The organism is Jeotgalibaca caeni, from assembly GCF_028863945.1.
Lineage (GTDB): Bacteria > Bacillota > Bacilli > Lactobacillales > Aerococcaceae > Jeotgalibaca > Jeotgalibaca caeni.
The window spans coordinates 24,925-50,049 of the sequence record NZ_JARBEA010000013.1; the positions used below are offsets into that span (position 1 = coordinate 24,925).

The 25,125-nt window shown below is 40.6% G+C and carries 22 protein-coding genes; 1 reads left to right on the forward strand and 21 read right to left on the reverse strand.

The window, feature by feature from the left end; genetic code table 11:
- The 14 genes from hslU to PVE40_RS04425 form a co-directional block, all read right to left on the reverse strand.
- On the reverse strand, window positions 1–1,410 hold the full coding sequence (hslU, locus tag PVE40_RS04360; protein ID WP_274730669.1) for an ATP-dependent protease ATPase subunit HslU: 1,410 nt from the start codon (window positions 1,408–1,410) through the stop codon (window positions 1–3).
- 18 nt (window positions 1,411–1,428) lie between these two features.
- The gene (gene hslV, locus PVE40_RS04365; protein WP_274730670.1) at window positions 1,429–1,956 is read right to left on the reverse strand and encodes an HslVU peptidase proteolytic subunit; all 528 of its coding nucleotides are present in this window, start codon (window positions 1,954–1,956) and stop codon (window positions 1,429–1,431) included.
- A gap of 46 nt (window positions 1,957–2,002) precedes the next feature.
- Window positions 2,003–2,947: a tyrosine recombinase XerC gene (xerC, locus tag PVE40_RS04370; RefSeq protein ID WP_274730671.1), complete on the reverse strand. Its 945-nt coding sequence runs from the start codon at window positions 2,945–2,947 to the stop codon at window positions 2,003–2,005.
- A gap of 139 nt (window positions 2,948–3,086) precedes the next feature.
- Window positions 3,087–5,150: a type I DNA topoisomerase gene (gene topA / locus PVE40_RS04375; RefSeq protein WP_274730672.1), complete on the reverse strand. Its 2,064-nt coding sequence runs from the start codon at window positions 5,148–5,150 to the stop codon at window positions 3,087–3,089.
- A gap of 84 nt (window positions 5,151–5,234) precedes the next feature.
- On the reverse strand, window positions 5,235–6,164 hold the full coding sequence (gene dprA, locus PVE40_RS04380) for a DNA-processing protein DprA (protein WP_274730673.1): 930 nt from the start codon (window positions 6,162–6,164) through the stop codon (window positions 5,235–5,237).
- Window positions 6,165–6,221: 57 nt separating this feature from the next.
- On the reverse strand, window positions 6,222–6,995 hold the full coding sequence (locus PVE40_RS04385) for a ribonuclease HII (RefSeq protein WP_274730674.1): 774 nt from the start codon (window positions 6,993–6,995) through the stop codon (window positions 6,222–6,224).
- A gap of 7 nt (window positions 6,996–7,002) precedes the next feature.
- The gene (gene ylqF / locus PVE40_RS04390; protein ID WP_274730675.1) at window positions 7,003–7,860 is read right to left on the reverse strand and encodes a ribosome biogenesis GTPase YlqF; all 858 of its coding nucleotides are present in this window, start codon (window positions 7,858–7,860) and stop codon (window positions 7,003–7,005) included.
- Between the two features lie 67 nt (window positions 7,861–7,927).
- Window positions 7,928–8,560 (reverse strand): signal peptidase I, encoded by a 633-nt coding sequence (lepB, locus tag PVE40_RS04395; RefSeq protein ID WP_274730676.1) that lies wholly within the window; start codon window positions 8,558–8,560, stop codon window positions 7,928–7,930.
- 39 nt (window positions 8,561–8,599) lie between these two features.
- Window positions 8,600–9,151, reverse strand: coding sequence for a signal peptidase I (gene lepB / locus PVE40_RS04400; protein WP_274730677.1), 552 nt, complete (start codon window positions 9,149–9,151; stop codon window positions 8,600–8,602).
- Entirely contained in the window at window positions 9,126–10,643 is a 1,518-nt protein-coding gene (locus PVE40_RS04405) for a S41 family peptidase (protein ID WP_274730678.1), read from the reverse strand. Before PVE40_RS04405 ends, lepB (PVE40_RS04400) begins: the two co-directional genes overlap by 26 nt.
- Window positions 10,644–10,687: 44 nt before the next feature.
- The gene (gene deoD / locus PVE40_RS04410; RefSeq protein WP_274730679.1) at window positions 10,688–11,395 is read right to left on the reverse strand and encodes a purine-nucleoside phosphorylase; all 708 of its coding nucleotides are present in this window, start codon (window positions 11,393–11,395) and stop codon (window positions 10,688–10,690) included.
- The gene (locus PVE40_RS04415; RefSeq protein WP_274730680.1) at window positions 11,395–11,652 is read right to left on the reverse strand and encodes a YozE family protein; all 258 of its coding nucleotides are present in this window, start codon (window positions 11,650–11,652) and stop codon (window positions 11,395–11,397) included. The genes deoD and PVE40_RS04415 overlap by 1 nt, the downstream gene beginning before the upstream one ends.
- Before the next feature lie 33 nt (window positions 11,653–11,685).
- Window positions 11,686–12,300 (reverse strand): DUF2140 family protein, encoded by a 615-nt coding sequence (locus PVE40_RS04420; protein ID WP_274730681.1) that lies wholly within the window; start codon window positions 12,298–12,300, stop codon window positions 11,686–11,688.
- A 235-nt stretch (window positions 12,301–12,535) separates the two neighbouring features.
- Window positions 12,536–13,795, reverse strand: a complete 1,260-nt coding sequence (locus tag PVE40_RS04425) for an IS110 family RNA-guided transposase (protein ID WP_274730690.1) — start codon at window positions 13,793–13,795, stop codon at window positions 12,536–12,538.
- A gap of 490 nt (window positions 13,796–14,285) precedes the next feature.
- On the opposite strand from PVE40_RS04425, the gene trhA reads away from it, so the two are divergent.
- On the forward strand, window positions 14,286–14,933 hold the full coding sequence (gene trhA / locus PVE40_RS04430) for a PAQR family membrane homeostasis protein TrhA (RefSeq protein WP_274730682.1): 648 nt from the start codon (window positions 14,286–14,288) through the stop codon (window positions 14,931–14,933).
- A gap of 154 nt (window positions 14,934–15,087) precedes the next feature.
- Here the strand turns inward: trhA and PVE40_RS04435 are convergent, their stop codons facing one another.
- The 7 genes from PVE40_RS04435 to lepA form a co-directional block, all read right to left on the reverse strand.
- A complete protein-coding gene (locus tag PVE40_RS04435; RefSeq protein ID WP_274730683.1) occupies window positions 15,088–15,570 on the reverse strand; it encodes a dihydrofolate reductase in 483 nt (160 codons plus the stop codon).
- 16 nt (window positions 15,571–15,586) lie between these two features.
- On the reverse strand, window positions 15,587–16,534 hold the full coding sequence (locus PVE40_RS04440; protein WP_274730684.1) for a thymidylate synthase: 948 nt from the start codon (window positions 16,532–16,534) through the stop codon (window positions 15,587–15,589).
- Between the two features lie 15 nt (window positions 16,535–16,549).
- Window positions 16,550–18,442 carry an ABC-F family ATP-binding cassette domain-containing protein gene (locus PVE40_RS04445; RefSeq protein ID WP_274730685.1) on the reverse strand — a complete coding sequence of 631 codons (1,893 nt, stop codon included), beginning with the start codon at window positions 18,440–18,442 and terminating at the stop codon, window positions 16,550–16,552.
- Between the two features lie 84 nt (window positions 18,443–18,526).
- On the reverse strand, window positions 18,527–20,197 hold the full coding sequence (locus PVE40_RS04450) for a formate--tetrahydrofolate ligase (RefSeq protein WP_274730686.1): 1,671 nt from the start codon (window positions 20,195–20,197) through the stop codon (window positions 18,527–18,529).
- 85 nt (window positions 20,198–20,282) lie between these two features.
- Window positions 20,283–21,320: a P-II family nitrogen regulator gene (locus PVE40_RS04455; protein WP_274730687.1), complete on the reverse strand. Its 1,038-nt coding sequence runs from the start codon at window positions 21,318–21,320 to the stop codon at window positions 20,283–20,285.
- Window positions 21,313–22,770 (reverse strand): DUF1538 domain-containing protein, encoded by a 1,458-nt coding sequence (locus tag PVE40_RS04460; protein WP_274730688.1) that lies wholly within the window; start codon window positions 22,768–22,770, stop codon window positions 21,313–21,315. The genes PVE40_RS04455 and PVE40_RS04460 overlap by 8 nt, the downstream gene beginning before the upstream one ends.
- A gap of 312 nt (window positions 22,771–23,082) precedes the next feature.
- A complete protein-coding gene (lepA, locus tag PVE40_RS04465; RefSeq protein ID WP_274730689.1) occupies window positions 23,083–24,909 on the reverse strand; it encodes a translation elongation factor 4 in 1,827 nt (608 codons plus the stop codon).
- Window positions 24,910–25,125 lie beyond the last annotated feature (216 nt).

Below are 25,125 nucleotides of genomic sequence, written 5' to 3' on the forward strand. Positions count from 1 at the left end.
TCACAGAATATAACGTCTTAAGTCTTGGTCTTCGACAATATGCGCTAGTTTTTCATCCACGTAATTTGCGGTGATGGTAATATCGCCGCCTGGCATGTCTGGAGATTCGAACAGCAAATCTTCTAACAGCTTTTCGAGAATCGTGTGCAATCTACGAGCTCCTATATTGTCTGTTTCTTCATTCACTTGCGTTGCAATAGCAGCAAGTCGTTCAATAGACTCTTTCGTGAAGGTAACGGCCACATCTTCTGTTTGAAGCAGCGCTTGATATTGCTTCAACAAGGCGTTATGCGGTTCTGTCAAAATACGGACAAAGTCTTCTTCGGTTAAGTCATTTAATTCTACGCGAATTGGGAACCGTCCCTGTAATTCCGGAATCAAATCACTTGGTTTGGAAACGTGGAATGCACCGGAAGCAATAAATAAAATATGATCGGTTTGGATGTTTCCGTATTTTGTACTTACTTGAGAACCTTCAACAATTGGCAAGATGTCACGTTGAACACCTTCCCGTGATACTTGGCCCCCTTGATCAGACTTAGAAGTGATTTTATCGATTTCATCAATGAAAATAATTCCGTGCTCTTCTGCTAGTCGCAATGCTTCCATGGAAAGGTCATTTCGATCAATCAACTTATCTGTTTCTTCATCGGTAACGACTTTAATCGCATCTTTTACTTTCATGGTCCGTTCTACTTTTCGCTTAGGAGTCATCGATTCAAGAGCAGACTGGAACATCATCATCTGTTCATTGCCACCCATCGCACCTAGCGGGTTCCCGCTCTTTTCTTCTACTTTAAGAGTGACTTCGCGGTTATCCAGTACCCCTTTACGCAATTGCTCGACAATTTCCGTTCTTTCGCGGGCGATTTCTTGGGTTACTTCTTCTTTTTCTTCTTCCTCATTTTCCCCCATTGGAGGTAAACCAAATTGTTGGAACATGTTTTGGAAACTATTATTATCCCGGTTTACAGTCTTCTTAATTCCAGGTTTCAATGCTTTCGCAATTCGTTGCAATGCTTTTTCATAAGCACGGCTATACACGTCACTGCGTTTTTCGTTCTCTACTAAATAAATTGCATTTTCTACTAAATCACGTACCATCGATTCCACGTCACGACCGACATAACCTACTTCTGTGAACTTCGTTGCTTCTACTTTTACGAAGGGTGCTTGAACGAGGTGAGCCAATCGACGGGCGATTTCTGTTTTCCCTACACCGGTTGGTCCGATCATTAAAATATTTTTAGGTGTTACTTCTTGTTGCATGTCAGCAGAAAGCTGCATTCGGCGATACCGATTGCGCAAAGCTACCGCTACTGATTTCTTTGCTTCATCTTGTCCAATAATGTATTTGTCTAGTTCACCGACCACTTGCCGTGGTGTTTGATTTGATTTTGTTGTAACCATAGTTCGCTCCTTCTGTTCTTAAGCAAATTCTTCGACAATAATTTTGTCATTGGTGTACACGCAAATTTCAGAGGCAATCTGTAAGCTTTGGCGTGCCATTTCCTTTGCTGTAAGTTCCGTATCATTTCGTTTGAGGGCTCTTGCGGCTGCTAGAGCGAAGTTTCCTCCTGAACCGATTGTGAGGATTCCGTCATCTGGTTCGATGACTTCTCCACTACCGGATACGAGAAACATTTGCTCCTTGTTCATCACAATCAGCATCGCTTCTAGTTTCTGTAAAGCACGATCACCGCGCCATTCTTTTGCTACTTCAATAGAAGCGCGCAGTAAATTCCCTTTGTGTTGGTTTAACTTTTCTTCGAATTTATCTTCCAAGGTAAATGCATCCGCTACTCCACCAGCAAAACCAACAACGACTTCACCGTTGAAAATACGGCGGATTTTTTTGGCTGAACCTTTCATAATTACTTGTTCACCCATGGTAACTTGGCCGTCACCGGCCATTGCTGATTCACCATTATGTTGAATTGCACAAATTGTTGTCATCTTACATTACTCCTTTATTGCATACTCTCATCCAGTTTCTTCTATATTAATTATTATACCGCTCTTCTTTCCTTTTCGCACGTGGATGAAATGCGCGATAGTTCCGCTGTAGGGCGTCTTTTGTGACATGGGTATAGATTTGGGTGGAGGAGAGGCTAGAATGCCCCAGCATCTCTTGAACCGTCCGCATATCTGCTCCCCCGTTCAACATGTCAGTCGCAAAGGTATGCCGCAACATATGAGGATGTAATTCACCGGTCATTCCACTTTTTTTCATAATTTGCTTCAGGATATATTCAATTCCTCCCGAAGTAATCGGGTCTCCCAATCGGTTCACAAACAAATAGTCATGTTTCTTTTGCTGAGAATTCATCAAAGGAGTTCTCCCTTTCTCCAGATATTCCTCCAATGCTTCAAGAGCAAATTGACCGAAAGGAACATAGCGCTCCTTGTTCCCTTTCCCCATGATCAAAATAACTCCTAAGGTAAAGTCAATATCTCGTAAGCAAATCATGCGGCACTCGCTGACACGAATCCCAGTAGCGTAGAACAGCTCTAATAAAGCAATGTTACGATAATCTAATGGTTCCGTTCCTTTGGCTGTCTCAAATAACTTCGTCAGTTCCTCGTCATAGAGAAACTTCGGTAAGCGTGTCGATCGATTTTTGAAGGAGATGGTGGCGACGGGATTTTCCGTGATTACTTTTTCTCGCACTAAGTATCCATAAAACCCACGAAGACTGGATAAGATGCGTGAGATGGAATTACGGCTTAACTCTTCTTCATCCAAGTAGCTTAAAAACAGCCGCACATCCATCAAACGAATTGCGGAAAGTGAAACCGATCCGCTGGCACCAAGGAAGTGTTCGAATTTTTTTAAGTCTTGTAAATAAGCCTTTACCGTTTCTTCCGAGTAACGACGTTCAATTGCCAGGTAGTGGACAAAGCCTTCTAGAAGAAGTTGATTAGTTGTCAAAAGTATCCCTCCCATCTATCCATTTTACCATAGGAAGCAACCCGGGAGTATGTCCTTTTTAGCGGTAATCGCAGGCAGAAAACTGACCCCATTTTTGTTACCGCTTCCTTTTTTTGAAAAAGCAGTACCACTCCTAGTAGAGTGGCTGCTTCGTTTATTTATGTAAGGCTTCTTCGTAATCACAATTGCTACATTTTACTTGAGCTCCACCACGTACTTTTTTCTGTACGAGGTATTGGGTGCATTTTGGACAATCTCTGCCAACTGGTTTATCCCATGAGACAAACTCACAGTCTGGGTATCGTTCACAACCGTAAAAGATACGATTCTTTTTCGATTTCCGCTCAATGACTTCCCCTTCTTTACACAGTGGGCATGTCACGTTAATTTTCTTCACGATTGCCTTGGTGTTACGACAATCAGGGAAGTTGCTGCAAGCGTAGAACTTGCCAAATTTACCAATCTTAATGACCATCGGATGACCGCATTCTTCACAATCAAATCCAGCTGGTTCATCTTTAATTTCAATTTTTTCCATTTCTGCTTCCGCTTTAGTCAAATCTTTCTTGAAAGGTTGGAAGAATTGGTCTATAACTTTGACCCATTCCAATTGTCCTTCTTCGATTCGGTCTAAATCTTCTTCCATCTCGGCTGTAAAGGAAATGTCTACAATATCTGGGAAATAACTCTCCACCAAATTATTCACGATCGTTCCTAATTCAGTTGGCTCGAATCGCTTCGCATTTAATTTTACATAGTAACGGCGTTGAATGGTTTCAATTGTCGGTGCATAAGTCGATGGACGCCCTACGCCGTTTTCCTCTAATGATTTAATGAGGGTTGCTTCTGAATAGCGTGCTGGTGGTTGTGTGAAATGTTGATTCGGCACAATATCCTTCGCATAAACAGTATCGCCAACTTCTAGATTCGGTAACAAGTTATCCTTGGTTTTTGAATCTTGGTACACTTTCCGGAATCCCGGGAAGTTTTCTTTGGATCCATTCGCACGAAAGACAACTTCTCCATTAGACAAGTCTAACCGCATCGTATCAAAAATAGCCGGTGTCATTTGGCTAGCTACAAAACGTGACCAAATTAATTGATACAGTTTGAATTGATCCTTGGTTAAGTAAGCTTCGATATCTTCCGGTCTTTTCAGTACATTAGAAGGTCGAATCGCCTCATGGGCATCTTGCGCGCCCCCCTTGACAGCATCCTTACGAGGATTATTCCGTGCATATTCATCACCGTATTGAGAAACAATGAAGTCATGCGCTTCTTTCTCAGCACCACTGGAAATTCGGGTTGAATCTGTACGCATATACGTGATTAGACCAACGGAGCCTTCTTTTCCAAGGGAAATCCCTTCATAGAGCTGTTGTGCCACCATCATGGTTTTACGTGTACGGAAGTTTAACTTGTTCGCTGCATCTTGTTGCAAACTTGATGTCGTAAAAGGAGCAGAAGGATTCCGTTTTTGTTGTTTCTTCGTGACATCTGTCACTTGGAATTCATTTCCATTGATTCTTCCAAGCATCTCTTTTGCTTCATCTTCATTATTCAACTTGACCTTTTTATCTTTCAAGCCATAATAGGCAGCTTCAAATATACTTTTATCTTTCTGGAAGGTACCATCCAGTGTCCAAGACTCTACCGGTTCAAAATTATTAATTTCTTCTTCACGGTCGATAATCAACTTCAGCGCTACAGACTGAACACGTCCAGCGCTAAGCCCTTTTTTCACTTTCTTCCATAAAACAGGAGAGATCGAGTAGCCTACAATTCGGTCTAATACTCGTCTTGCTTGTTGAGAAGAAACTAAATCCATATTAATCGGTTGTGGGTTTTTCAGTGCCTCTTTTACTGCTGTTTTAGTAATTTCGTTATAGATAACTCTAATATTATCATTTGGATTCAATCCTAGGATATGAGCTAGGTGCCAAGCAATGGCTTCCCCTTCTCTATCCGGGTCAGATGCTAGGAAAACTTTTTCAGCCTTGTTGGCATACTTTTTCAATTCCTTAATGAGCGGACCTTTTCCACGAATCGTGATGTAGTCGGGTTCGTAATCTTTTTCAAAATCAATCGCCATTCGACTTTTTGGTAAATCGCGGAGATGCCCTTTACTGGCCACTACTTTATAGTTCTTTCCTAGATACTTTTCAATGGTTTTTGCTTTGGTGGGTGATTCTACAATAACTAAATATTTATACGCCAAAGGAAAACTCCTTTCCATTATCTTTCAAGGACAAACGACTGTCCTAAAATCGTTACTCATCTTATGCCACAAATGTACAGTTTGTCAAATATTAATTTTATTTTTATTGTTTTTCAACAGCCAAAGTGCTTGTAATTCTTCAAAAATATCTTCTTCCGAAAGGACTAGTTTTGCTCCAGAACGAATCAATTCATTTGTTCCTTGATAGGCCGGATGCAGAATATTTCCTGGAACCGCAAATACTTCTCGATTCTCTTGCAAAGCCACATTAGCCGTAATCAAACTGCCTGAACGTTGCTTCGCTTCAACAACCAACACACCATGACTCAGTCCCGCAATCAGGCGATTTCTCATCGGAAAATGATGCTTTTTGGGTGGCGTACCTAACGGATATTCACTGATTAGGAGTTGCTCCTTACCTATTTTTTCCTGTAGTCCTTGATTGGGACGAGGGTAGTATCGATCAATACCTGTTCCGATAATCGCAATCGTATTGCCTTCTAATCCCATTGTCTTTGTATGCACTTCTTGATCAATTCCAGCAGCTAATCCACTCACCGTGGTAATATGCTCTTTTATCAATGGGGGTAATAGTTTAGCCAAGACCTGTTTGCCATACTCTGTCACGTTTCTGCTGCCTACAATACCGAGTCTGCGCCGGCGTGTCAATCGCCAATCCCCTTGATAATAGAGAACAACAGGTGGTTGATAGATTTCCTTTAAGGAGGGAGGATACTCTTCATCCAAGATGGTTACAACGTGTACGTTCCTCTTCTGGTATTGCTCCATTATTGTACTCGTATCCTGTGTTTTTTCAAGTATCCGAACTCGTTCTAGAAGAGAAAGTGCATTTTTCATCCTTCTTCCTTGTTCCATAAATAAAATTTCCTCTAAAGAAAAATCTGGGGCATAAAGAAGGCAATCCTTTAGGTAGTTCAGTTGTTCCGTAGTAAAAATACCCATCATCGAGTAATGAATCAGCTTTGTTTTTATCGCTTCATTTTTTGTCAGCATAATAAAACTCCTTTCGACTACTATTAAAGTAGACCAAAAGGAGCGAAATCCGTTTTTTTATTTTTTTAAAATAGATTTTATTGGCTCAAAAGTCTTTCGGTGAATGGGCGTAATCCCATGTTCCTCTAAACCAGCTAAATGCGTTTTTGTCCCGTATCCTGCGTTGCGTTCGAATCCATAGTATGGGTATTCTTTTGCATAATCAGCCATCAAGCGATCTCGGAATACTTTTGCTACAATACTGGCTGCCGCAATGGAATAAGAGCGTGCATCCCCTTTAATCAGGGAAACTTGATGAATAGGGATGGAGAGTTTCATTGCATCAATTAACAAAGCATCCGGTCTATGAGGCAATGCATCTATAGCCTTTAGCATCGCAACTTTTGTAGCTTCGTAAATATTGATTCGGTCCACTTCGTCTGCTTCAACCAAACCAATCCCTACATCCGCTCGCTCCATAATGATTTCATAAAGTTCTTCTCGAACTGATGCGGAAAGTTGCTTCGAATCATTGATGGGTAAAGCTTCCATATCAGGCGGCAACAAGACTGCCGCAGCTACAACAGGGCCTGCTAAAGGTCCTCTACCGACCTCGTCTACTCCTGCAATCAGTTGATATCCTGCTTGTATTAATTTATTTTCTTCTATTAAAAGAGTTTCTTTTTGTTTCAGAAGTTGTACTTTTTTCTGTTGAATTTTATCCCACTGCTTTAATGCCAGTTGCGCGCCTTTTCGTGAATCAAGCCGCACCGTTTGAATCCACGGGTCGTCCGGAGATTCAATTTCCATTAAACGTTTCTTCAGTTCTTTAATTGTATAGCTTTCGGTCATTCGTTTTTTACTCCTTCGTTGGCGTTGGAACTTCATCTAGTGTAAAAGGTCCTAGTTTTCCATCGCGAATATCGAAGACCAACTTTTCGCTGGCTCGGTCGAAATCATCACCATAATTCATTTTTTTAGTCAGATCCATCAACAAACCTGGCAAGTCATCCATCCGATTTTCTTCATCAATTCGATAAGCAGCCTGAAGACGGCCCGGGTAATTCGTTAAGAAGAAACGTAAGGCATATAACGCAATATCATCTTTGTGGAACAGAGCATCTTTAATTGCTCCGCTCAATGCGAGTTTAACACCAATTTCTTGATCCTCAAATTTTGGCCATAAAATTCCAGGTGTATCCAGCAATTCAAAGTCATTACCAATTTTCATCCATTTTTGTTGCTGCGTGACTCCTGGACGATTTGCTGTTTTCGCTTGATTCTTCTTAATCATTTGATTAATAAAAGTGGATTTCCCCACGTTTGGAATACCCAAAACCATCAAACGAATGGCTCGTGGCTGAACTCCTTTTTCTAAACGGGCTGCCATTTTTTCTGCCATCATATCTTTTAAGACTTTCTTTACTTGATTAATTTCTGTGTGGTTAAAGACATCAATTGCAATTGCCTTTTGATCGGCAGATACCGTCCGATAATACCTTACCCATTCTTCTGTTTTTTTCTTGTCTGCTAAATCTGCTTTATTTAAGATCATTAGCTTCGGTTTATTTCCGACAATTTCTTCTACCATCGGATTTCTACTTGATTCAGGTATTCTGGCATCTACAAGCTCAATTACTAAATCAACCATTTTACGGTTTTCAATTGCTTGTCTTTTTGCTTTTGCCATATGCCCTGGAAACCATTGAATGACCATATAACGTTCCTCCTCTTTCACAAACGAAGAGGCTAGGACCTCAATCCCGCCTCTTGTCGTTCCGCTCTTATTCATTTTTTTCTAAAAAACCAATTCGATTTAAGGGCCAGATCCGCAGACTGGTCGTTCCTTCAATCTCTGTTGCGGGTACGAAGCCAAAAGAACGACTATCCTTCGACACTTCGCGGTTATCACCCAACACCAGATACATGTCTTCTGGTACTTTATTACTTTCGCTACCAGGAATGTCCCATAAAGTGAAGTCATTCGTCAGCTGACGATCAAGAGATTCTTTCAATGGTTGTAAATATTTTTCTTCCACTTGCTCTCCATCAATATAGAGCTGATCTTCTTGATAGACAATTTCATCTCCTGGTACGCCGATGACTCGTTTTACGTATTCCTCCCCTTCTCCTTCTGGATCAGGTGCAGGAAAAACAACGACATCGAATCGATCCACAGTACCGAGTCGATTGAGGATTAGACGATCTCCGTCCAACATGGTTGGTACCATGGAGTCCCCGGAAACCTGGAAAGGAAAAAATAGAAACGTGCGAATGAGCACGAATAATACATAGGCCACCCCTACCGAAATCAATATATTGATGATTTCTTTCAGTATATTGCCTTCTTTCGGCGGTGGTGTACTACTTACTCTTCTTTTTCGCTCCTTCGAATAATTTCTCGATTTATCCTTCATCCTCTCACGCCTCTCTTCTTTTCCCTTTACAAAATATTTCTAAGGAAGCACCACAAATGCATCAAACGGATAAATAACCATACGAGCCTTTCCGTTGATTGCTCCTTGGGGAACAAAGCCAAACATCCGGCTGTCTTTGCTACGTGAGCGATTATCCCCCATCACAAAATAACTATCTTCTGGAATTTCCTTTTCTCCGGTTAATGATTCCAACTCAAAGTCTGGTGTCAGCAATTGATTGGAATTCCGATTTTCAGCTAAATGTGGCTCTTCTAGAGCTTCTCCATTAATATACAACTGATCATCCCGGTAAGCTAATGTTTCGCCTGGAAGACCAATAATTCGTTTGATGTATGATTCACCTTGATTATCGTGAAACAGAATGATATCAAAGCGTTCAATCTTTGCATATGGTCCATAGACAATGTAGCTGTTTGGCTCAAGCTGGGGACTCATTGAGTCTCCAGCTACATTGATAGGAATGAGCAGAAAATAACGAACAAATACAACGATTCCCATGGCGATAAGAGTTGCTTTTAGCCATTTTTCAACGTTTCCCAGTTTTTCAGTCATTCTTTTCATTTGTACCATTCAGTTCCTTTATGACTTCTAATGCTTTTTGGTACTGCGTATCATTTTCTTCTATTACTTCGCGCAGACGATTAACCATCGCAACGGCGGTATCTTCTGTCAGCTCTCCTGTAACAGGTAGACTCTCTTCTGCTTGAAATTCTTCTAACGAGGAAATGGTAGCTTCATCGAAGTATCCATCTGCTGTAACCGTATAATCCATTGCTTCTAACATTTTTTCAACATTCAATACTGCTTCCGACACTTCACCAAGCTTATATTCTGCAGTTGTATCAATGATTGTTAAGAAAGCATATTCTGGCAACTCAACTTCATAATCTGGTTTAATACCCTCATCATGGATCCAGTTTCCTTCTGGTGTGAGCCATTTCGCCACGGTTAGTTTTAACTCACTGTCAGCAGTTAATGGATAGATGGATTGTACCGTTCCCTTACCAAATGACGTAGTTCCGACTAGTGGAATATCTGCCGCTTCTTGAAGAACTCCTGCAACGATTTCTGAAGCACTGGCGCTGCCTTCGTCGATTAACATCACTGTTGGTTCGGTAATTTGGAAATCACCGAATTCTTCGTCACTTGCATAAATCGGTTGAGGATTTCCTTCTTTCTCTTCTGTCTGAAGTAAGATTTCGCCATCTTCCACAAACATATTTCCAATCATCATTGCTTGGTCTAGTAAGCCACCAGGATTTTGACGGAAGTCGAAGATAAACTTACCTGCACCTTGATCTCTTAATGCCGTTACTGCTTCAACAATCTCATCATATGTTGGACGAGCGAAACTATGAACCGCAATCAAACCGACTTCCGGATTGCTTTCATCAATCTCATACGTTACCGTCTCAATCGGAATGGTATCACGGAAAATTTCAACTTTAAATGTTTGGCTTCCACGTTGAATTTCCAGTTCTACTGACGTTCCCTTCTCCCCGCGAATCAGATTGACAGCTTCCGTAGCAGTCATTCCTGCTAACGATTCTCCATCTGCACTTAGAACGACATCGTTTGGTAAGAGCCCTGCTTTTTCAGCGGGCGAACCTTTAATAGGTGATACAATAATAATCTGGTCATTCATACTCATAATCTCTGCGCCGATACCTTCAAAAGAAGCAGAAATACTTTCATCTAATGACTCGCTCTCTTGCACATTTAGATACTGGCTATATGGATCTTCAATTGCATTCACCATGCCTTGAAGGGCACCCTCCACCAAATCTTCTTCATCAACCTCTTCAATATAGTTGTTTAGAATAATTTCATAAACAGCTTCCAGATTATGCGCACCTTCTACTGCTCCCATCGATGCAGGAGAATCACTCGTTTCATCGGCTCCATTGAAACTAGGCACCTCTTCTTGATCCGCTAATAAACGTGAGGCTCCAAATGACAGTAATGCAACGATTACAAGAGAAAGAAAATAAATTGGTAATTTCACACCAACTTGTCTTTTTTTGCTGCCTTTTACTTTCTTTTTATAGTGTCGATTGTCCATAATGAAGGGTCACCTCCTCTTCCTTTTGTGGAATAGTTTTGAGGTCAGTCTTTTAGGCTGCTCTCTAAAGCAATAATCATCATATCATCAAACGTTTTTTCTCGTTCTTCAGATGTTGTTTCTTCACCTGTCAATAAATGATCGCTGATTGTAAGAATAGCTAAAGCTCTGCGATTATGTTGTGCAGCAAGCATATACAAACCTGTTGCTTCCATTTCAACTGCCAGTACACCATAATCAGCAAGCTTCTTCTTATCTAATTCTGCATTGTAGAAACGATCGGAAGAAAGAACATTCCCTACATGGACATTTAGATTACGTTCTTTTGCAAGATGATAGGCACGATCTAATAACTCAAAGTTCGCAATCGGGGCAAAGTTTACTTGGCCTTGGAAAATATTTTGCACAACACTCGAATCAGTAGTTGCGCCTTGAGCTAAAACAAGATCCCTGATGTGAACATCTTCTTGAAGGCCGCCTGCAGAACCAACTCGAATTAAGTTTTGAACATTGTATTCAGTAATCAGTTCATTGGCATAAATCATCATTGATGGTAATCCCATCCCGGTTCCTTGAACAGAAACACGTTTCCCTTTATACGTTCCGGTATAACCAAACACGTTTCGAACAGAATTATACTGTACTACATCTTCCAAATACGTTTCGGCGATGTATTTGGCACGTAATGGATCTCCTGGTAATAAAACTGTTTCTGCTATTTCTCCTGGTTTTGCTGCAATATGTACACTCATTATGCTTCCTCACTTTTCATTATTGTTTTACTTGCTTGTTCTTTCCGTTCTTTATAAAGCTGATACATTTCATCAAAGGCAGAAATATGATTGGTGTATTCTCCACTCAATTCCAAATAATCTGCTAACTCATAATAATCGGAATGATTACGTGGAAAACCACTATCTTCTTCCAGTTTATTAGCGAAATGCGTTAAAGAATCCTTTTTATAAGGATCGCGAAAAGTCATTGCAAATTGAAAAAACTGCTGATCCATTTTGTCCACCCCTTCTTAAAGGATTGCTTTCTCCTATTGTAGCAAATTTTGCTTGTCTATAGTGATTTCAAACTCATATTCTTGATTTTCTTTATCAATTTGTATCAAATGGATGCCTTGTAATTGATCCGTCTGTATACTGGTCAAGAGGACCGTCATCAATTCATTTTCTGCATCTATTGAAACAGGTACATCTTCAGCCAGCAGATTTGCAAACAGCCGTAACGATTGCGCTACCGGTAGAGAAAAAGCGCCGAGCTGAATGTCTTTCACCTTCAGCTGCAAGTCACCATTCTCCTGGGAAAAAGGTTCGGCTTGTATCAAATAAGAAACGGGTAAACCAAAAATTTGCCACTCTCCACTAAGATATACATTTCCAGCGATTTCAATTTGTGGCGTTACCTCTCCTTCTTGTGCTTCCAAAAATTGTTGCAGAAAGCCTTCCAAATCTTTCTCGTTCAACGTCACTTGTGCAACGAGCGAATCTTCGTTAGTAGTAGAAGTTTCAGTAGCTTGTTCAACTGGCATATTTTGGGGGTCTGTCGTAATCGCTGAAATGGCAGCAACAACTACCACTATATTTAATATAAGCAGGATGAAAAAGGCGACTTTCCAACCGGGTCGATTTGAACGTGTTCTTTTTTCCATATTCATCATCCTCGTAAGCATTCTATTTATTAATAATATCACGCTTTGTGATATAATGTCATCATATTGAGTGAATCCTTTCCAAACTTAAGCATTATGGTGGTAAGTCAAGAGAATAGATTATAAATAGACAACCTAATTTCATAAAAAAGGGTGCACTGAACTAAACCGTCACGTATTCGAAAATACGTTCGGTTTATGTCTTCGGATAGTCGTCCTTAAGAAATAGTTTCTCTTAAGACTCCATCGCCTCCGATCTTGCGATATAGAGTTGGTGATCGCTTAGGAGTGCAAACACCAGACGCACTAATTTTCGTGCAGTTAAGACGAGGGCTCGTTTGTGTTGTTTTTTCGGTACTTCTTTATATTTTTTCTGGTAATAGGCTTCATACTCAGGAATATATCGTCTTACAGAGTTGGCAGCTTGAACTAAGTAATAACGTAAATAACGGTTTCCTGACTTAGACATCGGTGTCTTTTCTTTTTGATAGTTACCAGATTGATGTTTTGGCCAATAAAGACCAGCGTATTTTGCCAGTTGAGCTTCATGGTTAAATCGGTCAATTTGACCAACTTCAGCGATAATGCCTGCGGCATAAACAGGTCCAATTCCTGGAATGCTTAACAATGTTTTGGCGCTATCGATGGTTTCCATAATATTCTCAATGGCTTTATCAATGATTTTTATTTCTTGTTCAAATCCACGTATAACACGCATTTGAACACCTAGATTGATATCAATACTGTCTTGTGCTAGTTTGCCTAAGCGATAAGAGTCTGAGACAGATTTTCTAATGACTTTAGCTAATTTGACAGGATCTTTAAAGCGTCCTCGCCCAAACTTTTGAAGTAAAGCAGCTAGCTCAACGCTATTCATTGTCCGAATCTCAGCCATTGAAATGTCGCCATTCATTAATTGAATCATCGTTGAACTAAACACAGAGGTGCTTATGTTTTCAGCTTTTAAGTCACTCGAAAGAGTGTTGCACTTGTAATAAAGATTTTCCACGTAGTGCTGCTGGGCTTCGGTCATCTGACGAATCAACTGATAGCGTGTACGAGTAAAACGTAGGAGAGCAACGAATTTTTCTTCTCGTGGTTGAGTTTTCGTATGCTTTCCAGTTGTTAAAAACTCAGCAATGATTTGGGCGTCTAATTTATCATTCTTTTCTTCTGTCCAGACTTTAGAAAAACGATGAATAACCCGCGGGTTTTCTACAATGGTTTCAACGTTAATCAGTTTCAACTCTGGATCATTTGAGAAGAATAAGGACGGATGCATACTGTACTGACCAGTCGCTTCCATACCTACAAGTATTTTGTCAAAATCCAACTCCTCGTGAAAACGAAGGATTTGGTCTTTAATCATTGTGGCGCCTGACTCACTATTCGCTACTGTCTCTTGCCAAAGAATCGTATTGGTATCATCTTCACGTAAGAGAAAACAAGCATCAAGTTTCGCTTTACTTACGTCTAAACCGACAAATAATTTCATGGAAGGGTTCCCCCTTTCGTTATAAATTTGGAAGGTAAGCTTGGTCACTCCGGGCTATCCCTGTAACACAATGCGTGCCTTAACCTCGCGCATAAGTATTTAACTCGTTTCTTGTGTAGCTGCCAAGACCGAAGGTTTCCTAAGACCAACGGACACAAGAACCAAGCCATACAGCTTATGAGTAAATAGTCTCAACATTGTGACGGGAAGCATGCTTAATGAGTAGTCGAACTACAAGGAGGGGAAAGCTTCATCCCATTTAGAACCATCTTCCATCTAGTTCTATTTTACACAGAAACAGCACGGAATGACCAAGCGATAACCAAGATATTTAATTATCAAAGAACTAAAGTGAATGGAACATCAAAAGCGACTTTTTGAAATTTTTCTCCCCCATGGGGGAGAAAGCTCCATTCTTTCAAACAGTTAATCAATCAACTAAGTTAAGAACAATTCTTAACTACAAACTTATTATACGAGGAGGTTTATTATGTCAGTACAACCATTAGCAAAAAAACGGACACAAGTGATTAATGAGGTCTTGAATGCAGCCACCCATGGAATTGGTACTCTGTTAAGTATCGTTGCGCTTGTTTTCCTTATTATGAAAGGAATTCAATCGAATAGTAGCCTGCATCTAACAGCTTATTTAATTTATGGTATTTCCATGATTTTACTGTTCTTGTCGTCTACTCTTTATCATAGTTTCAGCTTTACTCGTTATCACAAAGTATTTCGGTATATCGATCATGCTTCGATTTATCTACTGATTGCTGGAACATACACACCTTTTTGCTTAATCGCATTAAATGGAACCGGAGCAAACGTCCTCTTCTTCACTGTATGGGGAATTGCGCTAGTAGGCGTGATTTTTAAGATTTTCTTTGTAGGAAAACTAAACCGTCTCTCCACGTTCCTTTACTTAGGAATGGGTTGGCTCGCTATCTTTATGATTCGCCCGCTTTATCAAACGCTTGATATGGGTGGTTTGTGGTTACTTATACTAGGTGGTCTATTTTACAGTTTAGGTACGATTTTCTACAGCAACAAAAAATTTGGATACATGCATGTCATCTGGCATTTATTCGTCTTAGCTGGAGCAGCTAGCCATTACTTTGCCATTCTTTTATACGTATAAATAAATTTCAAATAGGAAGAGGCTGGGAAAAAATCCCAGCCTCTTCCTCGTATACGAATATCTGCCTCTTAAACGTGCTTCAAAAGATAGACCCGACAATAGTTTGTCATGATTGTTCATACTTTAGCTGCTTAAGGTTTTGGTACCACTTTGGTTATTTCTTAACGAATTTTTGGAAAACATGAGGATAAATATTTTTTTCATCCAAAATTCCATCGATTTCTTCTTCTACTTGCCATTCGTCCCAGTTCACAGCTGGGAAAAAGGTATCTCCATCAAAATCGCCGATAATTTTCGTTCTCCATAAAACATCTGCAAGCGGCAAAAACATCTGATAGATTTCGCTGCCACCAATAACGTACATATCTTTTCCCTTTATCATGGTGTGCAAGGAATCTAGATCATGAATAACTGTAGCTCCTGGAGCTTCGTAATCTTTTTGCCGGGTTAGAACGATATTATTTCGTCCCGGTAGAGGCCTTCTCTTCATGCTCTCAAACGTCTTGCGGCCCATTAATACCGTATGACCCATAGTGGTGTTTTTGAAAAATTTCATATCATTTGGTAAGCGCCAAGGCAATCCACCATCTTTACCGATTGCACCTTGTTCATCTTCTGCCCATATTAAACAAATCATCCTGTTTCCCCCTTCTTTATACAGCAATCGGAGCCTTGATACGTGGGTGGCTCTGATAGCCTTTTAAGATGATATCTTCCTTTTCCATTTCAAAAATCGATTTTTCTGGATTTTTAATCACGAGTTCAGGAAGTGGGTAGGGTTCGCGTGTCAGCTGTTCGTTTATTTGATCCAAATGATTAAGATACAGATGTGCGTCACCAAAAGTATGAATAAAATCGCCCACCTCTAAACCGGTCTCGTTGGCAATCAGATGTGTAAGCAGGGCGTAGCTGGCGATATTAAAGGGCACTCCAAGAAAGACATCCGCGCTTCGTTGATAGAGCTGGCAGCTCAATTTTCCGTCCGCTACATAAAACTGGAATAACGTGTGACAAGGTGGCAACGCCATATGAGGCACATCTTCAGGGTTCCAAGCGGAAACAATTAAACGTCTAGAATCCGGTTTCTGTTTGATCATTTCAATCACATCTTTTAACTGATCAATGGTTGCACCTTGGCTCGTTTTCCATCGTCTCCATTGGGAACCATAGATATTTCCCAACTCGCCAAATTCCTTTGCAAACGCATCGTCTTGTAACACTTTGTCACGAAATGTTACCATTTGTGACTTATATTCTTCATTAAATGCTTCGTCAACTAAAGAGCGTTTTCCAAAATCTGTCATATCAGGTCCTTGATAGACATCTGATTGGACGTAGCGCTCAAACGCCCACTCATCCCATATATGGTTGTTATTTTCTAACAAGTACCGAATATTGGTGTCACCCTTTAGAAACCATAGAAGTTCACTTTTAATAAGACCAAAAGCTGTCTTTTTGGTAGTAAGGAGAGGAAAGCCTTCTGAAAGATTGAATCTCATTTGATAACCAAAAACACTTTTTGTTCCTGTTCCAGTTCGATCTTCTTTCACTGTACCTTCTGCCAAAATCTTCCTCGCTAAATCCAAATATTGTTGTGTCATCTTCTTCGCACCTTCCTACTCGTTCGCGTACTGGCTCAAGTATTCATAACGATCCCACTTTTTCGCTAAATCTGCTTCCATTTTTTCCAATCGTTCTTGTAATTCTGCTAGTTTAGAATAGTCACTAGCATTTGTTGCCATCTCTTCTTTGATTCCTTCAATTTCTTCTTCTTGCACCATGATTTTTTCTTCGATAGAAGACCATTCAAGTTTTTCACTATACGTAAGTTTCTTTTTATCCTTCTTACTATCTTCCTCTGGCTCTACCTTGTTTTCTTGTTTTTGTGAGGGTTGAGTAGATGATCTTTGTGCTTGGTTCTCTAAATACTCGCTCATGTTGCCATAATATAATACAGGACCATCTGGCTCATCAATCGCAATAACCTTATCTGCTACTTTATCTAAGAAGTACCGGTCGTGGGAAACTACTAATACGGCACCTGCGAATGTGGATAGATAATCTTCCAACACAGTTAACGTATCCAAATCTAAATCATTTGTTGGTTCATCAAATAGCAGTACATTTGGTTGATTCATTAGCAGCTTCAGTAGATACAGGCGTCGTCTTTCTCCTCCAGACAAAGTACGGATTAAATTTCCATGCATTTCTTTCGGGAAAAGGAATGTTTCTAATAATTCGGTTACTCGTACGGTCGTACCGTCTATTCGTTTTGCTTCCTCAGCAAGTTCTTGCAAATAAGTGATTACTCGTTTATCTTCTGGGAATGGCTCCATTAATTGACGATAATATCCGATACGAACCGTTTCGCCTACCACCATGTTTCCAGATACAGGTTGTATTTCCCCTGCCAACATTTTCAAAAAGGTAGTTTTCCCTGATCCGTTTTTCCCCACGATACCGATTCGATCATCGGACTGAAAAATATGGCTAAAATGATTAAAGATTGTTTTTTCGCCTGCTCTTAACGTAACATTTTCTAAATTAAAGACTCGTTTGCCTAAACGGGACCCTTCAAGAGCGATTTCTAATTGCTTTTCTTCTCCATTTTGCTGTTTCACTGCTTCATCAAGCGACTCAAAACGTTGAATACGTGCTTGTTGTTTCGTCGTACGTGCTTTTGCGCCTTTACGCATCCATGCTAATTCATTTTTATAAAGGCGGACTTGCTTCTCGTCCATTCGCTGCTGAATCGCTTCACGTTCAGCTTTTTGCTCTAAGTAGGTAGCATAGTTTCCGATATAACTCTCTATTTTTCCTTGTCGTAGCTCTAGCATATGATTCGTCACACGCTCAAGGAAATAACGATCGTGGGTAACAAGTAACAAAGCACCCTTGTATTGGGAGAGATACTTCTCTAACCAAATAATTGCATCAACATCCAAGTGGTTCGTTGGCTCGTCCAGTAATAATAAATCAGGAGCTTGAATTAGTACCTGTGCTAAACCAATTCGTTTCCTCTGACCTCCAGAGAGCTCCTTCACTGGTTGATTGAGGTTTGTAATACCTAGTTGATTTAGAATGCTCTTAAACTGTACATCTGCCTGCCAGGCATCTTGACGGTTCATTTCTTGTTCCGCCCGTGTGTATGCTTCCTGATATTTTTGGTTGGAACTGTCTTTGGTTAAGTTCGCAATTGCCTCTTCATAATTGCGTACCACTTTAACCAGTGGCGCTTCGCCTGTAAAAACCGCTTCAAAGACTGTTTGTTGATCGTCAAATTGCGGATCTTGCGGAAGATACGCGATACGGTATTGGCTTGGTTTGTCGATCGTACCTGAATCCGCTGTATCTACTCCTGCAATTACTTTCATCAGCGAGCTTTTTCCACTTCCGTTTTGGCCAATTAAGCCGACAGATTCTCCTTCACGAATGGTAAAGGATATTTGATGAAATAATGGCTTTATCCCATATGTTTTCGATAGTTCAATTACATTTAAGTCTTTCATGCTTTATTTCATCCTTTATCATTATATTCTGCGCTAAACTCATCCTTCAGTATAGCCTATTTTAAGGACTTATAGTAGCAGAACTTAGAACAGTCCTGTTATCGTACCGTCCTCCAGCACGTCCATGTTCAGTGCTGCAGGTTCTTTTGGCAAACCGGGCATGGTTAAAATATCTCCGGTTAAAGCTACAATAAACCCAGCACCGATTTTAGGAATAAACTCCCTAATCGTGATTGTAAAACCGGCTGGTCTTCCAAGCGCTTTTGGTTGATCAGACAAGGAGTACTGTGTCTTTGCCATACAAATCGGTAACGTACTCCAACCGTGTTTCTTAAACAGCTTCATTTGAGTGAGCGCCTTTGGTGTATACTGTACGGCTGCACCGCCATAAATCTCTTCGACAATCCGATTAATCTTCTGTTCCATACTGGAATCTGCTTCATAGAGCGGAATGAAGGGAGCTGTATTTTGGGTAGCTGTAAGAACGGCTTGAGCCAAATCAACACCACCTGCTGCCCCATTTTCCCAAACAGAGGCAACAACACATGGCACGCCTTTATTCAGGCATAAGTCTTTTATTGTATTTAATTCTGCTTCGCTATCATAAATAAATTGATTAATACCGACAACAACTGGAACACCATAACGCTGCATATTTTCGATGTGTTTTTCAAGATTAGTAAAACCACTTCGAACGGCTTCCACGTTTTCTTCTTTTGTCAGTTCCGTTACGTTGACACCGCCATGCATTTTGAGGGAGCGGACCGTTGCGACAATGACCACTGCATCCGGCGATTTCCCAAGTACAGGCACCTTGATGTCTAAGAATTTCTCTGCTCCCAAGTCTGCTCCAAAACCAGCCTCTGTAACGACATAATCAGCTACTTTCAAGGCAGTCTTTGTCGCAATCACACTGTTGCATCCATGGGCAATATTAGCAAAAGGACCGCCATGGACGAATGCAGGCGTATGCTCCAACGTCTGCACCAAGTTAGGTTCAAGAGCGTCCTTCAACAATAGTGTAAGCGCGCCTTCCATTTTTAAATCACGAACAGTGATTGGCTGACGATTAACATTGTAGCCAATCATAATGTTTCCGAGCCGTTCTTTCAGGTCTTTTAAGGAAGTAGCGAGACACAGGATGGCCATAATTTCGCTAGCTACGGTAATATCAAAACCGTCTTCACGAGGAACGCCATTACTAACCCCACCCAAACCAACTACAACATTTCGTAAGGCACGATCATTAATATCTAAAACCCGCTTCCAAGTGATTCGTCGCTGGTCGATTTGTAAGGCATTTCCTTGATGAATATGATTGTCAATAAAGGCAGCCAAGGCATTGTTTGTTGCTGTAATGGCATGCATGTCTCCCGTAAAATGAAGATTAATTTCATCCATCGGTTGGACTTGTGCATATCCGCCCCCTGCAGCTCCACCTTTCATTCCCATCGTTGGACCCATGGAAGGTTCTCGCAAGGCAATCATTGTCTTTTGACCGATTTTCGAAAGTGCATCGCCTAACCCTACCGTCATGGTCGATTTTCCTTCTCCAGCAGGAGTTGGGTTAATCGCTGTTACTAGAATAAGCTTGCCATCTGGGTTATTTTCCAAAGCCTGGATGGTTTCCCAATCCACTTTGGCCTTATATTTTCCATACTGTTTCAAGTTTTCTTTCGATAAGCCAATCTTTTCTGCAATTTGTTCAATCGGTAGCATTTCATTCTCTTGGGCAATCTGAATGTCTGTTTTCATGATATCCGCTCCTCTTCTTCCTATTGCATCTATTTTACCAAAAAAAGAGAGAGGCAGGAATGTTTTCCCGCCTCTTCCGATAAGCTTATTCTTTTTCGAAAATTCCAATCGTTTCATGAATAGGATGGACAAACACAATGCCCTGACCTGGTTCATCTAGACGAAATTCTTTGTCAATTTCATTTGCAATAGTTTCCGTATCCTTTCGGTCTGTCAAGAGAATAACCACTTCCCTTTGAGGCTCTATATCTGCAATCATTAATCCATGTTCCCGGATATGAGCTCCTCTTGCATGGATAATGGTGCCTCCTTGCGAGCCGCCTCTCTCAGCAGCCTGAATAACATTCCGATCCGTACCGGATGGGACAATCGCCCACACTGCATCAAATTCAGTCTGTTCTGCGCTCCAGTCTGGTCTCTTCTCGCTTTTCTCAAGTTCTTCTAATGAAAGCTTACGATCTACCAACCCTTTAATACGATGGACCGCAAAGGTATACAGAACGCCTGAGTTTTCTTTTTCAAAATTCATTTCGTCCGCAATCTTTTGTGTAACCGCACGGACACGTGATTCTGGAACTAATAACAGAACCATTTCTTTGTCGCTCTCCACAAATTGATCGAAAATTTTCTTTGATTTATCAATGGATCCATGAGCTGGAATAATGGTACCACCTAAATAGAGGTCTCGGTTACAAGTATCCATCACCTGTTCTGCATTCCCTTTATTTACAATCGCGCAGACTCCGACAATTCCAGCATCTTGAGCAGGTCCTGGTTTCAAATCCTCTGGAGCCTTGTAGGTCATTCCCAATACACGGGATAGCTTAACAGTAAACAAGATTCCACGATTCGGTTTGTCAAAATGAAACTTCTCAGTAAATGATTGAATGATATTCTCCTCGTGAACAGAGGGGATAACAAAGAGAATGACCTCTTTGTAAACATCATCCATTTCCAACATTTTTAAGATTGGGTTCGGGAGAGTCCCTCTACCACGAAAACTCGTGAAACGTTTAATTTTAATTTTTTTTGCATAATCAATAACTCGTTGGGAATTCTTACGGTCTACAATCACAGTCAAAAGAGTATAGTTCTCATCAAAGAGTGGTGATAGATTATTCATAGGATTCTCCTTCCTGCTTCTTCGTGTCATACTGGGTTCTCAGACGATAAAGATACCCAAGTAATTGTACAGTAATCAAGGGGGTAGTCGCAACCAGAGCCAAGACACCGAAACCATCCGTTAATACATTGGCGGTAGGGATTGATTCCGCAACTCCTTGTGTGAATGGCAGGATAAAGGTCGCAGTCATTGTTCCTGAAGCAACACCACCTGAATCAAATGCAATCCCAACGAAAATATTTGGGACAAAATAAGATAATAGAAGTGAAATTGCCATTGCTGGCAAGAGGATATGCCACAATTGGAGAGATGGAATCAAAATTCGCAGTACAGATAATCCAACCGCTACCCCTACACCTAGACATAGACTAAACATAACGGTACCCGATTTGATGGCTCCTGCTGTTTCCTCTTCAATCTGTTTTGTTAAAATATGAACTGAAGGTTCGGCGGGAATCGTTAATACCCCAAAAAGGATTCCCATGGCGATTACCATAAAGGAATTTGTTTCAACCGTCAATAAGTAGCCTAATCGACTTGCAGCTTCCATGAAACCAGCATTTACTCCTGTTAAGAAGAGTATTAAGCCAATAATTGTATAGATAAGCCCGATTCCGATCCGAATCATTTTTTGTTTTGATAATTTCAAGCTAATCGCATTTACAATCAAGAAAAGGATGAGCACCGGTACAAGTGCAAGCATCGCATCACGCGCTGTAATGGGCACCTGGTTCAAGAAGGTTCCCCAAATTCCTGCAGTAGCTACTTCCTCTAGAGGCAAAGCACCACTCAACTCATTGTTCCCACTGATCAGTCCCATAACCAAAACACCTAAAATAGCCCCAGAAGAAGCAATCCCTAGTAGACCAAAACTGTCCGTATCTTCGTTGGCTCCGCTACGTGAAAAAGCAGAGGCACCTGCTGCCATTGCCAACATGAAAGGAACCGTAATTGATCCAGTAGTAGAGCCAGATGCATCAAATGCGATGGCTAAAAAGTCACTGTTTGAGAAAATTGCTAAAACAAAAATCGCAAGATAAACAACGGTCAAGAAGCGATTCAAAGGAACTTTTTTTAAGATACGATACATTCCCATCGCAATCATAAACCCTATTCCTAATGAAACAACAACTACCAGCAACATTTGTGGAATGGCATTATTCGTAACGGAACTTACTTGTTGCGCTAAGATATGTAAATCAGGCTCTGCAACAGAAATAATAAAGCCAAATAAAAAACTGCCTGTTACTACAATTTTCATCTTGTTAGTCTCAATTAACGCTTCACTCATTCCTTCTCCTATTGGCTCGATACTAATATCGACACCAAGCAGGAAAAGTGGCATTCCAACCATAATGAGGACAGCACCTATTAAAAATCTCATTAATACTGGTGTTTCTAAAGGTACAAGGAAGAAATGGAGTAAGAGAACGACTCCTACAATCGGCAAGATTGCGAATGATACTTCCTAAAATTTTTCTGTAATTGCGTTCAATACACATACGCCCCTTTCAAATGAAATTTTATTTGTGCAAGATACTTAACCTATCCTATTATATCAAAAATAAACGCTTTTGTCTAAAGATTGACTTTAACATTGTTATGAAAACGAGTCATATATTCGGCTAAGCGTCACTTCACTATTTACTTCTCCTTCACTATACAAATCATAACCATTAATCCTAGTCCTTTGTTCCATAAAAGCAAAAAGCCCAAGCGACTCCATTCGCTTGGGCTCAAAAAGGCTCTATAACACCTTGTTTTATTCAGCTTCTTCCATTTTAAGAACGGCCATAAACGCTTCTTGAGGAACATCAACCGATCCAACAGATTTCATCCGTTTCTTACCTTCTTTTTGCTTCTCAAGGAGTTTCCGTTTCCGTGAAACGTCCCCACCATAACATTTCGCCAATACGTTCTTGCGTAGTGCTTTGATGGTTGTACGAGCTAAGATCTTATGTCCAATTGCAGCTTGAATCGGCACTTCGAATTGCTGACGAGGAATAATCTCACGCAATTTTTCAGTAATCGCACGTCCACGTTGATAAGCAAAGTCCCGGTGAATAATCGTGCTTAATGCATCTACAATCTCTCCATTTAAGAGAATATCCATCTTGGCTAATTTACTTGGTTTGTAACCAATGATTTCATAATCAAGAGAAGCATAGCCTTTTGTGCTCGACTTCAAACGATCAAAGAAATCAAAGATAATCTCAGCCAATGGAATTTCGTACACTACATTTACTCGATTGTCTGATAGGTAATCCATTGTAATAAAGTTACCACGTTTGCGTTGCGCAATTTCCATTACAGCACCTACATAATCATTTGGCACCATAATTTCTGCTTTTACGTACGGTTCTTCAATGTTCTCAATCTCGGTTTGGTCCGGCATTTCTGACGGGTTGTCGATTGTAAGGGTGGTTCCATCTGTTTTGTTAATGTGGTAAATAACACTTGGTGCAGTTGTAATGATATCCAGATTAAACTCACGCTCTAAACGTTCTTGGATAACATCCATATGCAGCATTCCAAGGAACCCTGTACGGAATCCAAATCCTAATGCTTGAGAAGATTCTGGCTCAAACTGCAACGAAGCATCGTTTAATTGCAACTTCTCTAATGCTTCACGTAAATCATTGAAGTCAGAAGAGTCAACCGGATAAATTCCGCAGTATACCATCGGATTTAACTTCCGGTATCCTTCTAATGCCTCACTAGCAGGATTATTCGCTAGTGTGATGGTATCCCCTACACGAGCATTCTGGATGGTCTTGATGCTGGCAGTTACATAACCAACATCCCCTACCATTAAATAATCACGAGGGATTGGTTTTGGAGAGAAAATCCCTACTTCTGTTACATCATATTCTTTCCCATTAGACATCATGCGAATCTTGTCTCCTGGGCGCAATACACCGTTCATTACCCGGATATTTAAGACTACCCCACGATATGGATCATAGGCAGAGTCAAAAATGAGTGCTTGTAGAGGTTCTTCCAAGTCACCCCCTGGAGCAGGAATTTTTTCAACGATTTGCTCTAATAATTCCTTGATTCCAATTCCAGCTTTTGCACTTGCTAAAACAGCCTCACTGGCATCAATTCCTACTACTTCTTCCACTTCTGCGCGTACCCGTTCTGGATCTGCTGCTGGAAGGTCAATCTTATTGATGACAGGAACAATTTCCAAGTCATTATCGACAGCCAAATAAACGTTTGCCAAGGTTTGCGCTTCGACACCTTGCGCCGCATCTACTACTAAAATGGCCCCCTCACAAGCTGCTAGACTTCGGGAAACTTCATAGGTAAAGTCGACGTGTCCTGGTGTGTCAATCAAATGGAAAATATAATCTTCTCCATCATCCGCTCTGTATGTCAGCTCCACAGCGTTCAATTTGATGGTAATTCCACGTTCCCGCTCTAAATCCATAGAGTCAAGGAGCTGTGCTTGCATGTTGCGCTCTGCCACCGTATCCGTTAATTGCAAGATTCGATCCGCTAACGTAGACTTCCCATGATCAATATGGGCAATAATGGAAAAGTTCCTAATTTTCTTCTGTCTTTCTTTCATCTGTTCTATATTCATTTCATAACCACTTTCTCAAATACCTATTATTACAAAATTATACCAAGAGTAACAAAAAGTAACAAGTTGAAGTGGGAAACATCTTCTGATAAAGCAAAAGAAAACCCTTACTCCCTCTTAGTTCTTCATTTCATTATCATTTGATTTGTCAATTTAAGCTAGACAAAGTAGATTCGTCTAGGTAACTCAAAAACACTTCTAGTGGCGTCTGGTAAT

Coding starts and splice junctions, on each gene's coding strand:
- dprA (WP_274730673.1), bottom strand. CDS start 6,164: ATGCTGACAAAAAATGAAGCGATAAAAACAAAGCTGATTCATTACTCG.
- PVE40_RS04425 (WP_274730690.1), bottom strand. CDS start 13,795: ATGAAATTATTTGTCGGTTTAGACGTAAGTAAAGCGAAACTTGATGCT.
- deoD (WP_274730679.1), bottom strand. CDS start 11,395: ATGAGTGTACATATTGCAGCAAAACCAGGAGAAATAGCAGAAACAGTT.
- PVE40_RS04405 (WP_274730678.1), bottom strand. CDS start 10,643: ATGGACAATCGACACTATAAAAAGAAAGTAAAAGGCAGCAAAAAAAGA.
- ylqF (WP_274730675.1), bottom strand. CDS start 7,860: ATGGTCATTCAATGGTTTCCAGGGCATATGGCAAAAGCAAAAAGACAA.
- PVE40_RS04435 (WP_274730683.1), bottom strand. CDS start 15,570: ATGATTTGTTTAATATGGGCAGAAGATGAACAAGGTGCAATCGGTAAA.
- PVE40_RS04415 (WP_274730680.1), bottom strand. CDS start 11,652: ATGGATCAGCAGTTTTTTCAATTTGCAATGACTTTTCGCGATCCTTAT.
- hslV (WP_274730670.1), bottom strand. CDS start 1,956: ATGACAACAATTTGTGCAATTCAACATAATGGTGAATCAGCAATGGCC.
- lepA (WP_274730689.1), bottom strand. CDS start 24,909: ATGAATATAGAACAGATGAAAGAAAGACAGAAGAAAATTAGGAACTTT.
- PVE40_RS04420 (WP_274730681.1), bottom strand. CDS start 12,300: ATGGAAAAAAGAACACGTTCAAATCGACCCGGTTGGAAAGTCGCCTTT.
- hslU (WP_274730669.1), bottom strand. CDS start 1,410: ATGGTTACAACAAAATCAAATCAAACACCACGGCAAGTGGTCGGTGAA.
- PVE40_RS04450 (WP_274730686.1), bottom strand. CDS start 20,197: ATGAAAACAGACATTCAGATTGCCCAAGAGAATGAAATGCTACCGATT.
- trhA (WP_274730682.1), top strand. CDS start 14,286: ATGTCAGTACAACCATTAGCAAAAAAACGGACACAAGTGATTAATGAG.
- PVE40_RS04445 (WP_274730685.1), bottom strand. CDS start 18,442: ATGAAAGACTTAAATGTAATTGAACTATCGAAAACATATGGGATAAAG.
- PVE40_RS04385 (WP_274730674.1), bottom strand. CDS start 6,995: ATGACCGAAAGCTATACAATTAAAGAACTGAAGAAACGTTTAATGGAA.
- xerC (WP_274730671.1), bottom strand. CDS start 2,947: ATGGGAGGGATACTTTTGACAACTAATCAACTTCTTCTAGAAGGCTTT.
- lepB (WP_274730676.1), bottom strand. CDS start 8,560: ATGAAGGATAAATCGAGAAATTATTCGAAGGAGCGAAAAAGAAGAGTA.
- lepB (WP_274730677.1), bottom strand. CDS start 9,151: ATGGTACAAATGAAAAGAATGACTGAAAAACTGGGAAACGTTGAAAAA.
- PVE40_RS04455 (WP_274730687.1), bottom strand. CDS start 21,320: ATGAATAATCTATCACCACTCTTTGATGAGAACTATACTCTTTTGACT.
- PVE40_RS04440 (WP_274730684.1), bottom strand. CDS start 16,534: ATGACACAACAATATTTGGATTTAGCGAGGAAGATTTTGGCAGAAGGT.